Here is a 13,477-nt window from a genome sequence, read left to right as displayed (position 1 = left end):
CAGGAGTATCTGGCGGTGATGGGCGGGTCCGTCTGCAACCGCGAAATCTACGATATGGGTATGTACGATGCCAACGGCGACTGCCGGATTACGCTGGCGGACTTTGCAGCGTTTGCAGCCCGGTGGCTGGAAGATGACCGGATTTACCGTCAGCAGTAATTTAGCTTGTCTTAAAAGAAGTTCAGAAGTTTTGGGTTTCCGGACGTTTGAACGTCCGGAAACCTTTTTTTGTGGGATGATTCAGGGCAGACTGAGGGATAAGTTTATTTGATAAGAGATGGAACTTTTTTGATTGGATGGGGAAAGCCAAAAGAGTATCGCTTTGGAAATGCTTTATGAACCTCCCCGAGCAGGGGTCGAACCTGCGACCTAGCGGTTAACAGCCAGTGCCTTTCTATGGGCCGCCAAAATCCAGGCAAAAGTCGTAAACCCTTTGCCCAAAAGGATATAACTGTGGGCAGGGGGGGCAAGGTCTTTCTTGCACTTCTTGCAGTGATTGCACCCCATTGCACCCCATTGCATTTATTGCGCGTAGTATACCGCTTTTTGAGAGTATCTACTTCTATGATAAACGAGTCCAGATTGGTGTAATTAGGGGAAAAATATAGGCACTTTTTGTGCCGATTCGTGGGGCAGGGGGATCAGCTCGGCGGCCCATCTATAGCCGGTTTGATTGGTCGCCAAAGGGGCGATTCTGTGGCCCTGGGGGCCTTCCCTGGAACCTTCTAAAAAGTCATCCGTCCGCTTTAGGCCGCCCTCCGGTAGAATTTCAGCAGCCCGCCAAGCCGCTCCTGGCGGATGATCTTGCCGGTGCCTTAGAGCCGATGCGTTCTCTCGGTGTGATTCCGCCGGTTGATCCGTCCGGCCAGTATCATCAGCAGCATTGCATAGGGTTTTGGTTTCATAAAAGCATCCTGGTAATCCGAGCAAAACTGTCCACAATAAACTGTTTCGTGGCAGGATGATAGCCGACAAGAGGTTTGAAGTCGAGGGAATTTCAATGCCATAAAGAATTTAATCCATTGATGTTAAGCGTAGTTGACTTTTTATAAATAATGTACGGGAATAAAATATACTTTCTCTGATAATATTGTGTCCAATATCTCCTTTGCTCAACTTTCGACTCGAGAAGCTCTTATTTTATTTATTGTTTTTTATTTTTTGGGGAGCTTTCTTTAAATTCTGAGGAAAAATCTTCTTTCTTGGGGCAATTATCTATAGAGGATATATCGCTAAAGAAGAATGAAAGTTTTGATAGAAGGTTTTTTAAGAGCCTCTAACAAAATGGAAGTTTTCTGACACTTATTACCGACGTCATGGGTAGTCATCTGGGAAGGAGACTGCTCAGGGCTAAACATTAGATGAACAGTTATGGTTACTTTTAGAACCCCTCATTCTCAAACGCAAACGCCGATTCCGGTATCCCGGACGCAAGCCCATTTCCGACCGGGCGGCTCTGACGGGCATCCTCTTTGTCCTCAAAACCGGGATTGGCTGGGAGTCCTTGCCGCAGGAAATGGGGTGCGGCAGCGGGATGACCTGCTGGAGGAGACAGCGGGATTGGCAGAAAGCCGGCGTATGGGACAAGATCCACCAGATTCTTCTGGCCCAGTTACGCAAGGTCGACCAGATCGATTTTTCCAGAGCGATTGTCGATTCGTCCTCCGTCTGCGCCGTTTTGGGGGTCAAAAAACCGGCCCGAACCCCACAGACAGGCGGAAAGCGGGCTCCAAGCACCACTTGATTCCCGATGCAAACGGGATCCCTCTGGCCCATAAACTCACGGAAGCCAATCGGCACGATGTCACCCAGACCTTGCCGCTGGTCCATGCCATCCCCGCCATCGGCGGCAAACCAGGCCGCCCCCAAAAGCGGCCGGAAGCCCTTCAGGAAGACCGTGCTTACCATAGCCAAACGCTGCGAGAATCCTTGCGAAAACTGGGCATCGTCCCGCTGCTGGCAAAACGCTATACCGAACACGGCAGCGGATTGGGCAAAACACGCTGGGTGATAGAACGATACTTGTCCTGGCTTCACCAGTTCAAACGCCTCCGGCAACGGTATGAACGCCGAAGCGATATTCATGACGCGTTTCTGAGATTAAGTTGTGCTCTCATCTGTTTCAATGTATTACAAAACTCTTTTTGTTAGAGGCTCCTAGTTATTGGGGGGAAGGTTTGGATAAAGCCCCGTAAGGGTTATTTCAATTCGGCATTTATTGTTCAAGGTGGATACCATGAAAATACCTAAGGTTTCCGTGTTCTATATAGGAGTAATAATATTTTTCTCCTTCTCTTTATCATTATCTGCTTCAGCCTGTCCGATTGGTGATCTAAACAGTGATTGCATGGTAAATCTATCAGACCTACTCATTTTCTCGGGACAATGGTTGAATTCTGTTGGCTGTGTGGGATATTATGAAGATTGCTGCGCTAATTTGGACGGAATCGACGGTGTAAATCTGGCCGACTTTTCGCTTTTTGCGGAGACTTGGGGGCATGCCGAGTCTTTTCCTGTTGTGATCAATGAGATACACTATAATCCAGATTTGTCTGAGGAACTTGTCGAATTTGTTGAACTGTGTAATTTGTCAAGTAAATCGATAGACCTTTCAGGGTGGGAACTCACTGGTGGAATTCGGTACATTTTTCCGTCTGGGACTCGAATTGATGCAGGGGGATATTTGGTTATTGCGGAGGATCCGACACCGGCTTATGTGGATGTCACAATTCCTGGTAAATATGGCACACCGACTGGTTTGGTCTTAGGCCCGTTTGCTGGGAAGCTAAGTAATAATGGCGAGACGGTTACCCTAACCGATGCGTGGGGCAGAATCGTTGATAAAGTGGATTATAAACTGGGTTTTCCATGGCCAATGGTGGGCGATGCAGTTTCCGAGCCAGGTACAGGCGCCTCGATTCAGCTGGTTAATCCGACATTTGATAATGACTTAGGTGGTAACTGGCGCAGTGCTTACCCGACCCCCGGAGCGGCTAATGTGGGGGTCTATATGGCCAATAATCCGCCATGCATTCGCCAGGTTAAACATCATCCAAAACAGCCGCGAGCCAATGATGTTGTTACAATTACTGCCAAAGTTACTGACCCGGACGGAGTATCTGCTGTTATACTCAGATATCAGGTGATTGAACCTGGTAGTTATATCCCGATTACGTTGCCGAATCTTTCTACAACGGTGCCGACAGTTCCCAACCCTGAATATGAAAACCCCGTTAATTGGACTGCTGTGCCAATGTCTGATAATGGTCTCAACGGAGATGTCTCTGCAGGGGACAGGGTATATACCGTTTGCGTTCCTGCGGAGATCCAAACCCACCGTTGCCTGATTCGATACCGGATTACGGCCATCGACAATGGTGGCCGAAGTGTTACTGTTCCGTATGCCGACGACTCGCAACCCAACTTTGCATATTTTGTTTACAATGGTGTTCCATCCTGGACAGGGGACGGTGTGACTTACAGTTCCGAAGTGCTGACTTCCCTTCCAGTCTATCATCTGATTGCTAGAAACAGTGATGTGGAAAACTGTTTTTGGAATTCGTCTTGGGACGACGGTGAATATCATTTCGCTGGAACGCTTGTTTATGACGGCGAGGTTTATGACCACATCTATTATCATATTCGAGGCCAATATTCCACATTTCGATGGGGCAAAAATAAGTGCCGATTCCGTTTTAATCGCGGGCATTACTTTCAGGCAAAAGATGACTATGGAAACAAGTACGAGAATAAATGGAAGTATCTGATTCTTGGTACCGGAACTTGTCCCTGGTGGCAGTGGCCCCATCCAGGTTCTTGGGATCAAGGAACTGGCGGAATGGTTCTCAATGAACCGCTTAGTTACCGTCTTTACAATCTTGCCGGTGTTCCGGCGCCTTACACGCATTTCTTCCATTTCCGGGTGATTGATGCAGTTTCTGAGACTGGTCCAACGCAATACGATGGGGATTTCTGGGGATTATTTTTTGCTGTTGAAGAGCCGGATGGACGGTTTTTGGACGAGCATGGTCTGGCAGATGGAAATGTCTACAAAATGGAAGTTGGAACCCCTGATCAGAAAAATCAAGGACCTACTCAAGTCACGGATGATTCCGATGTCTGGGACTTTATCAACGGACAAAATACTTCGTCTACACAGAGTTGGTGGGAACAGAATACCCGTTTGGATTGGTATTACAGTTTCAAAACCGTCGGGATTGTTATCAACAACTCCGATCCGCGGCCCCAGGAAAACTGCTTCTATTTTCATGATCCGCTGACCGGGAAATGGTCGATCCATCCATGGGATTTGGATTTGACGTATGAATGGGCAACTCACTACACCTGGTGGGAAAATATCACCTACTGTTTAAATTACCCAGTTCTGAATCTTGCTTATCAAAACCGAGCCCGCGAGCTGGTGGATTTGTTGTTTGACAATGATCATTGTGGTTGGCGTCAGACCGATCAATTGGTTGATGAACTGGCATCGGTCATAGCCACCCCGTATAACGGGCAACGATTCGTCGATGCTGAGCGAGCTCTTTGGGATAACCATCCCAAGGTTAACAGCTTTTACCGGAATCTCTGGTACGAACACAACGAATTTTTTACACAGCCAGGCCGGGCAAAGAATTGGGACAATATGGTTGCTTACTACAAACAATTTTTAACGGCCGAAGGGATGTCAGGTTTCCTAAGTGGTAGCTACGGACTGCATGAACTGCTTCCGAGTATTGCAGATTTGGCAATTCCCAATAAGCCGACGATTTCCTATATTGGCCAGCCTGGCTATCCAGTCAACAACCTTCTTTTCCAGACTACGGCTTTCAGTGATCCACAAGGGGACGACACTTTTGCCGCTTTGAAATGGCGGATTGCTGAGGTAGAACCCTACTCTCCCGCTGAACTGTCTGAGCCGGGGCAACCACAAACTTTCGAGTTGATTTCAAGAAACGAGATTTGGAAGTACTACAGGGCCGTTAATGGGGAACCCTCTGAGCCGGTGACAGAATGGAGGCTGCTTTATTACGACGATAGCAACTGGCAAAGCGGACAAACCAGCATTGGTTACGGTGACAATGACGACCTGACAGATCTGGCGCTCCAGTCGCCGCCGATGCAGAATAATTACACGTCGATTTATTTACGCAAAATCTTTGAGGTTTCAAATCTTGACGATATCGAGTCATTTGCTTTAAGAGTTTATGTTGACGGTGGTTGTGTTGTCTGGATCAATGGAGTTGAAGTGGCACGGCTGAATTGTTCTAACGGATTCAAAGCATGGAATGCTACGACCGGTGCTGCTTATATAGAACCGGCTTGGTATGATATTATGCTCCCAGCTCCTTACAACTATTTTATTGAAGGTGAAAATGTTATTGCCGTTCATGTCTTGAATGAATCTATCGACAGTTCTGACCTTTCCTTCGACGCCATCCTGACGGGGGAATCGTCAAATTCGGTATATTTTCAGAAAACCAAACGCGGGAAATACGAGATTCAAACTCTTTGGGAGAGCTCTGAGATTACCAATTCAACAGAGACCATTATTCAGATCCCGGCTTCAGGGCTTCAGGTCGGCAAGCATTATCGTGTACGATGCCGGATGAAGGACAATACCGGACGCTGGTCCCACTGGTCTGATCCGATTCAGTTTACCGCCGGCGAGTCTTTGAGCGTCGGCACCCTCGAGCATCTGCGGATTACCGAAGTTATGTACAACCCTGCACCGGCCGATCCGGCCAGAGGAGATCTAAACGTTGATAAAGATGAATTTGAATTTGTTGAATTGAAAAATTGTAGTGTGGATGAAACGCTCGACTTGACCTATGTAGAGTTGGCCAGCGGAGTCACTTTCCGCTTTGCCGATGGCGTCGTGAGCTCTCTGGCACCGGGGGAGTTTGTGCTGGTGGTCCGCAACATTGCTGCTTTCAGTTCCCGATACCCCGGGTCGTCTGGTCGTATCGCTGGAGCTTATTCCGGCAAGTTAGATAACAGCGGTGAGCAGATTACTCTGGTTGATATAATCAACGGGACAATTGCGGATTTTAAGTACAACGATGGATACGGCTGGCCAGTATCTGCTGACGGGGCAGGTCATTCGCTGGTCCCTCTGGATTCGGCCATTCCGAAAGAGACGACCGGTTCCTTAAATTACGGGGGCAACTGGCGGGCCAGTACCTATCGGCATGGTTCGCCCGGAGCGGATGACCCGGTACCCCTCGCTGGAATTGTTATTAATGAGCTAATGGCTCACACGGATTTCAGAGATCCCGTCTATCCGCAATATGACAGCAACGACTGGGTTGAACTATATAACCCGACCAGTTCCACTATGGTCTTGGATGGAAACTGGTATCTGAGTGACAGTCTGGATGATTTGAGAAAATGGGCGTTGCCTGCCGGTACTATTCCGGTTGGTGATTGGATAAGCTTCGACGAGATAACCGGCTTCCATAATCCGATCTCTACCGGTTTTGGGCTGGATAAGACCGGCGAATATGTTTTGCTGTCCTACCTGCCTGGGACCTCCGCCGACCGAGTGGTTGATTGTGTCCGATTCAGTGGTCAGCCCAATAATATCTCCTTCGGCCGTTATCCCGACGGCGGAACGTATTGGTTCTTTCTGGCTACTCCGGGTAGCCGCAATGCGGCCAATGCGGCTCCGCTGCCGAAGGGCGTGCTTATTAGCGAGATAATGTATCATCCAAAAGAAGGCACAAACAATGAGGAATATATTGAGTTATACAACACAACCACTTCATCGGTTTCTCTTTTTAATACAGCGGGAACGTGGCGAATCGCCAACGCCGTATCATATACATTTCCTGCAGGTGTGAGTATTCCCGGCGATGGAAGGATCGTAGTGGTCGGATTTGACCCGGCGGTAGAGAACGCGCGTCTGACAGCCTTCAATACGGCTTATGGCTCTGCTTTGACGGCCGGTATCACCATTTTCGGGCCTTGGGTTGGGGATTTATCCAACAGCGGGGAACGGATTGTGCTGCAGGAGCCGCAGGAGGCCGATCCTCCCCAGATCCTGTCAATCTGGTGGATTGATATTGACCAAGTGATCTACAGTAACCAAGACCCGTGGCCGGCCAGCCTGGATGGAACCGGAACAGCACTACATCGGATTTCTTTAGGGCCAGATGACTCTGGGGATGCCCCAAACAACTGGCAAGCTGATGCTCCTTCACCTGGTCGATGAAAAGAGGGCAATCTTCTGTCCCTTCTCGATATGTCTACAATCTTAACCAGGGGGTTCGAATGAAAAAGAAACACGTGTTTCAGATGAGCGTCCTTTTGGTTGTGGGACTGTCATTCTTGTTCTGATGCGGCTCCACCTGAAGGGGATTGGATACTCATTTGGTCCGATGAATTTGATGGTGCGAGCATCGATCCTGCCAAGTGGAGTTATGGAGCAAAACCATGGGGGACGACCGACAACAGTCCATGCTTGATTACCCCCGAAGATAGTTACTTGAGTCCCTGGGATGGAAGTACGGATGGTGTTTTGGTCCTCCGAAGCCGCATGGGAACTTTTTCCGGCAATGGTAGAACTTATAACTTTTCCTGTGGTTGGGTGTACAGTAAAATATGGATGACATATGGATATCTGGAAATCCGCGCTCAGTATCCTATCGGCAAGGGGCAATGGCCTGCTTGGTGGATGCTTCGGGAGGGCTGGCCACCTGAGTTTGATATTGCGGAATTTCGAGGGGCTAATGGTCCTGACAATGATTATATGACACAAGCGGTATATGACGAGGCAGCTCAGTGGCATAGTCATCACATTGCGGGGGATTTTTCGGACTGGCATATTTATGGTTTTGAGTGGGGGCCTGGATATGTAAAGTGGTATATTGATGGTGTGCTCACTTATTCGGTTAATGATCCTGATATTCCGAATCAGCCGATGTATGTGATTCTAAGCGGCGGATTGGATTCAAATGCGGATGCATCCACCGGTTTTCCAAACTATTATGTTGTTGATTATTTTCGCTGGTATCAAAAAGATTTTACAGGGCCTCCTGCTGCCCCAACCAATTTGACAGCTTCAATAACATCGAGCGGAATTCTTTTGAACTGGGAAGCCTCTGCTGATTGGGATGTGAATTCCTATAATATTTATTCGAGTACAAACCCGGAAGAGCCCAAAGATTTGATTGCTACGGGTATTACTGGGACTAATTATATGAGTATGGAATTGACAGACGGCACTACATATTATTATGTTGTAACATCTGTTGATGAGGAGGGCTACGAATCTATTTCAAGCAATGAAGTCTCCGAGACTGCAATAGCATTCCACCCCGTGACAGTCGAAAATTACAGTTTTGAAGAGCCAGGCATTGGAAAAGTCAAAGGCTGGAACGGTGAAAATGGTACGAATATTCCCGGCTGGAACAGCGATGATTCATCTGTAGATTCCGGTGTGGAACGAGCCAGCACGACCCATCGCTTTTATCGAGGATTTCTGATGGGCAATGACCCCCCGGTTTGGCAGTTGACTTCCGAAGGTATTGCTGCCGGCAAAATATATCTTCTGGAAGCAGATCTGTGGGATACATACGGAGGAGAAACAATGACTATGAGCTTATTTTATATAAATAACATGGGTCAGAAGATTCAGCTTGCTTTAAGGGAGTTTCCTGTGGGTGGATTGGACAGATGGGATGCGATTTTGGGAACGGTTGTTTATCGTGTTGATGAGGGGCCTCTGGAAGCCATTGGGCGGAATCTTGGAATAATGTTTGATAATAATGCCAGTGGCTGGGTGGGAATGGATAATATACGATTAAGCGTCGGCATCGATCCAGAGCTTAAGGGTGATTTGAATAAAGATGGCCGAGTAGATTTGTGTGATTTTGCAGAGTTATCATCGGGGTGGCAAACAAGTTATAACATGACAACATTGGTGCATGTGGCAAGTAACTGGCTTTTAGAAACATCTTCCTTTTAGAAGTCATCCCAAAACCCTCCTTAGGAGGATCAGGATGCAGCCAAGTTGAACCATGGCCAGAAAGTTTTTCAGATGATATTCATAACGGACAACCAAACGACCAAACGACGGTAGTTTTGGAGGCAGGCAAACAGCCGCTTCACCTTCCACCGTTTCTTGTAACGCCGCACAAGGTACGGCCATCTTGTATAGACGTGTAATGTACCCCTGTATTTTGGACTAGCATGATTTTTAACAAAAACAGTATTTTTTCGTTATCTTCTGTATCTTCTGTCGATACTGCACCGGATTCATATATTCCAATGCCTGATGGGGTCGCTTGGTGTTATACCAGTGCACCCAGTGAGCAATTTTTTGCCTCGCCTGCTCGATGCTTTCAACGCGATGGATCCAGGCCACTTCTTCCTTAAAACTGCGGATAAACCGCTCACACAATCCGTTTTCTTCCGGCGTATACGGCGTAATGAATTCCTGTTGCAGACCGTAGTCCTTCGCCGTACTGCGATACAGCTTTGAACCGAGCAACAGCCCGTTATCATGACAAAGCATCAATCCCGCCGGGGCCAGCCGCACATGACCGAATCGTTCGATTAGAGCGGCTTCCAAGGTACGCTCCGCCGTCTTGGCCCGTCCGGTATGGGCCAGTTCCCAGCCCAGGACTTCCCGTGTGCAGCAATCCAGCACCGGGACAAAACTGCACCAGCCGTCTTTCGCCCCGCAAAAGACCAACGCCAGGTCCGTACACCACCGCTGATCCGGATGGTCCGCAATCGTCGTTTTGACCTCGACCCGGGGACGTTTACCAGTCTGTCGCTGCCGGACCGTCCAGCCGTTTCGCCGCATGATTCGAGCCACTTTCTTCCGATTGACGCGTTCCCCCAAAACGTGCTTCAAATAGGCCCAGACACGCCGAATTCCGAAGAACGGGAACGCCTCGATAATCTCATAAATCAGCATCGCACGGCGTCCATCCACCAGCGGCCGAGCTGTCCGCTGACGGGGTTGATAATAGGTCGTACGGCGCGGCATCTCCAGCCATCGGCAGAGTTTTGTGATCGACAGGTCTTTCTGTTCTTGTAAAAGATCATTCCGGACGGCGTTTACGAGATCCCGTCCGGTAATTCCACACCGCAGATGCGGTACGCTTTTTTTAAGACGTCAATGTGCAGCGATTGTTCGCCGATCTTGGCGTACAGCTTCTTCATTTCGGCCTCATGGCGGGCCTCGATGTGCCGCGGATGCGCCCGCAGGTGTTCCTCGCCGCCGGCCAGAAAATCATCGACCCACTGTTCAATCTGGGCCACGGTCAGCGTGCCATGCTGGCGGGCCACAGTTGAGCCGGGGTCGTCTTGCCCTTGATGATGTCCAATCCCGCCGCGGCCTTGCGTTTAGCCGTCCAGCGTTGAACCTCGTTCGCTTCTACCGTGTTTGTTTCTGTGGCTTTGTCGCTCATGCGTACCTCCGTTGGATTTTCGCGATGGATGTTGTCTGCATTTCGGTTCGTCGGCCTGCGGTCGCCTCACCTCCACTCCGCCAACATCCATCATACCTTAACTCCTGTTACCTGTCCAACCCAACAAGGGGACGCTATATTATTTTATCTGAGCTGTTTTAGCAATATCATAGCTATCATCTTTACCATTTCCTTTGACACATCTGGTCTTGTTTTTTCCATAAAAAACCGTCCGAGCAGAAGAATTTCCTTGCCCCTGCCCGAACGGTTCACCTAAGCTGGATTGGTGGAGGTGGACGCTTTAAAAGCAACGATTTTATCTGCTCAAGAGGATGTTGTCTATCTGTGCCCAAGTACCGCTGGCTGTGTTATCGAATTCAACCCCCAATAACTTCCCGGCTGCCCCTGGAACAGTCGATACATTAATCGTTAGGATATAACGATTCATAGCAGATACGTTGAATGTCTGACTAGCGATTGTTATTCGGGAAAGTCCGTCTAAGTACAAGCCATTTCATAACCTCCTGAGCGTTATGATAAGGCAAGCAATATGAAAAAACGCGTTATATACAGTTATATCCCGATCCCAGCGGACCACCAGCCGGCGAAAATTCCCCAGCCACGAGAACGTCCGCTCCACTTTATACCGTCGTTTATAGCGCCGCATCTTCCGACCGTCATAGTACTTCTGTTCCTTATTGTTGCAGCGGTAGGGACAAATCAACTCGATTCCCTTTTTGGCCAGCCGTTCTCGCAACGGGTCGCTGTCATAGCCCCTGTCGGCAATCAGCCGGCGGGGATTCTGTTTGGGCCGTCCCCGGCCCGCACGCGGCACGGCGATCCAGCTTATCGTTTTTTCGAGCAGGTTGCCTTCGTTCGGGGACGCCGAATCCAGGTGGTTTCCCAAAGGAACACCTTGGCCGTCGACCACCACCATCCACTTCGTGCCCTTGCCGCGTTTGGTCTTTCCGACGCCGTCGCCCCTTTTTTCGCCGGGGCGAAACTGCCGTCGACAAACGCCTCGGACCAGTCCAATTGGCCCTTTTCATCCAATTCGGCCAAAAAGGTTCGCCAGACCTGGAGCCAGATGTCTTGCTCTTCCCAGACTCGAAGCCGTCTCCAGCAGGTGGAAGGGCTGGGATACTGTTTGGGTAAATCGGCCCACGGAGCTCCAGTCCGCAGGATCCAGAGAATTCCCTCAAAGACCTTGCGATTGTCCGCCCAGGGTCTGCCGCCTCGCTTGGATTTCTTGAGTTTGGGCAGCAACGGCTCAATTTTACGCCATTGTTCATCGGTCAGTTTCCAACGTTGTTTGGCCATTCTTGACTCCTTAAAAAAACCTGTTTGGGAGTCAAGTGTATATAAGTTCTTTTATACCCTACCCATTGTCAAGACAAAAAACCGGTTGTTTTAAGGTGGACGTATCGCCGTCTGTTACCGCCGTTGGCACGGAGGGAGCCCGAAGGGCGACCGGAGTGCCAACGGCGACGCCATACACCGCCGCGGGGCTGCGGTAGCCCAGCGTCTGGTGCAAACGCTCATTGTTATAAAATGCAAAATATCGACCCAGATAGTACCGGGCCTCCGCAATCGTCTGATAGTCACGCAGATACACTTCCTCGACCTTCACCGTTCGCCACAGTCGCTCAATGAAGATGTTGTCGAATACCCGGCCCTTGCCGTCCATGCTGATCTGGACGCTGGCCTTACGCAACGTTCCGGTAAAGTTCTCCGAGGTGAACTGGCTGCCCTGATCAGTATTAAAAATCTCCGGGCGTCCCTGGCCGAGAGCCGCTTTCAGGGCCGACACACAGAAGTCTGATTCCAGCGTAATCGAAACTTCCCAGCTGAGTACATACCGGCTGAACCAATCCATGACCGCCGTCAGATACAGCCAGCCGCGATACATCCGGATGTAGGTAGTATCCGCCGACCAGACCTGATCGGGCCGGGTAATTTCCACATCCCGCAGCAGGTACGGATAAATCTTGTGCTGGGTGTCCGGAATGCTCAAACCCCATTTTCGACGCGGATAAACCGCCTCCAGGCCCATCTGACGCATCAGACGGCGAATCCGCTTGGGATTGACCGGATGACCTTCCAGCCGCAGCCCTTCGGTCATCTTGTCAATGCCGTAAAACGGAGTTTTGACGTATTGTTCATCGATCAGCTTCATGAGCATCTCATTATATTCCGTTTCGCCTTGGGCGGTGTAGTACAGACTGCTGCGGTTGAGGCCCAGCAGATCACACTGGCGGACAATCGGGATCGTTTTGTGGCCCGGCTCAACGGCCTGACGTTTTTGCTCAATCGTCAAGACCAGATTTTTTTTTCAGCCAGTCCAGTTCTACTTTTAACTGACCAATCTGCTGGTATAACTCTGACGTTAACGCCTCCTGATCCCGCTGCTCATGTTTTCGCCGGCGGGAAAACAACTCCGGCAGCGAATCGAGCAACTGCTTTTTCCACTGCATGATCTGGTTCGGGTGAACCTCATACTCGCTGGCCAGTTCAGCGATAGATTTATCGCCTTTGATTGCCGCCAAGGCCACTTTAGCCTTGAATGCGGCACGATGATTCCGTCTTTTGTTTTTCATAAATTTGTCTCCTGATACTGTATCGTCTCAGGCGACAAATCCACCTTAATTATGCGCCCAGTTTTTGGGGAGTATTATACTTGCCGGGCGCAAGTTTAAATTCTATCAATCTTTAGGTTATGAAATGGCTTGTAGTAAAGTTGTGCTTTCAGAGCAGAAGACCCCTGAGCATTGAATGACAATTTGAATGTCTCATTTCCAAGGATCGTATAATTAGTTGTCTGCCAGATTGCCGGATCGGTATCTTTCAAAAAACCAATCCAGCTTCCATCCGTTGCTGCCTCAGATTGTTCGACTCCAGAATCGAACGGAGCCGTATCGCTGGACCAGCCAGGAATCAGATTCCAATTATTGTTAATCTTTCCTGTGCCGGGTTCTTCAAAGCTGTGATTGATTAATGGAATTGACCTTCCCCCGTTTATAGTACCACTAAGCATTGGAATATCCAGCGTTAAGTAA

8 protein-coding genes and 2 pseudogenes are annotated in these 13,477 nt (G+C 49.3%); 3 read left to right on the top strand and 7 right to left on the bottom strand.

Going from position 1 to position 13,477, the window contains the following annotated elements; genetic code table 11:
- The first annotated feature begins 1,393 nt into the window (after positions 1–1,393).
- The 3 genes from PKY88_12935 (at position 1,394) to PKY88_12925 (ending at position 8,968) form a co-directional block, all read left to right on the top strand.
- Positions 1,394–2,151 (top strand): IS5 family transposase gene (locus PKY88_12935; protein ID HOQ06104.1). Its coding sequence is split into 2 segments (ribosomal slippage): positions 1,394–1,676 and positions 1,676–2,151, totalling 759 coding nucleotides; the frame shifts between segments, so codons are not numbered across the junction.
- An 85-nt stretch (positions 2,152–2,236) separates the two neighbouring features.
- Positions 2,237–7,213, top strand: coding sequence for a lamin tail domain-containing protein (locus PKY88_12930; protein ID HOQ06103.1), 4,977 nt, complete (start codon positions 2,237–2,239; stop codon positions 7,211–7,213).
- 99 nt (positions 7,214–7,312) lie between these two features.
- Complete coding sequence (locus tag PKY88_12925) at positions 7,313–8,968, top strand: family 16 glycosylhydrolase (protein ID HOQ06102.1); 1,656 nt, start codon at positions 7,313–7,315, stop codon at positions 8,966–8,968.
- 3 nt (positions 8,969–8,971) lie between these two features.
- Here the strand turns inward: PKY88_12925 and PKY88_12920 are convergent.
- The 7 genes and pseudogenes from PKY88_12920 to PKY88_12890 form a co-directional block, all read right to left on the bottom strand.
- Positions 8,972–9,155: pseudogene (locus PKY88_12920) on the bottom strand (IS5/IS1182 family transposase).
- Between the two features lie 44 nt (positions 9,156–9,199).
- Entirely contained in the window at positions 9,200–10,090 is an 891-nt protein-coding gene (locus PKY88_12915; protein ID HOQ06101.1) for an IS3 family transposase, read from the bottom strand.
- A complete protein-coding gene (locus PKY88_12910) occupies positions 10,069–10,299 on the bottom strand; it encodes a hypothetical protein (protein ID HOQ06100.1) in 231 nt (76 codons plus the stop codon). The genes PKY88_12915 and PKY88_12910 overlap by 22 nt, the downstream gene beginning before the upstream one ends.
- Positions 10,275–10,421 (bottom strand): hypothetical protein, encoded by a 147-nt coding sequence (locus tag PKY88_12905; GenBank protein HOQ06099.1) that lies wholly within the window; start codon positions 10,419–10,421, stop codon positions 10,275–10,277. Before PKY88_12905 ends, PKY88_12910 begins: the two co-directional genes overlap by 25 nt.
- 517 nt (positions 10,422–10,938) lie before the next feature.
- Positions 10,939–11,708 (bottom strand): annotated as a pseudogene (locus PKY88_12900) (transposase).
- 91 nt (positions 11,709–11,799) lie between these two features.
- A protein-coding gene (locus tag PKY88_12895) for an IS3 family transposase (protein ID HOQ06098.1) occupies positions 11,800–13,018 on the bottom strand; the annotation gives its coding sequence in 2 pieces (ribosomal slippage) (positions 11,800–12,744 and positions 12,746–13,018; 1,218 coding nt in all).
- Between the two features lie 95 nt (positions 13,019–13,113).
- A partial coding sequence (locus PKY88_12890; protein HOQ06097.1) for a hypothetical protein occupies positions 13,114–13,477 on the bottom strand: 364 nt, incomplete at its 5' end.

The sequence above is a fragment of the Anaerohalosphaeraceae bacterium genome (assembly GCA_035378985.1).
GTDB lineage: Bacteria > Planctomycetota > Phycisphaerae > Sedimentisphaerales > Anaerohalosphaeraceae > JAHDQI01.
Note: the sequence above shows the minus strand (reverse complement) of the source record. Positions and strands in the feature narration are given on the sequence as shown.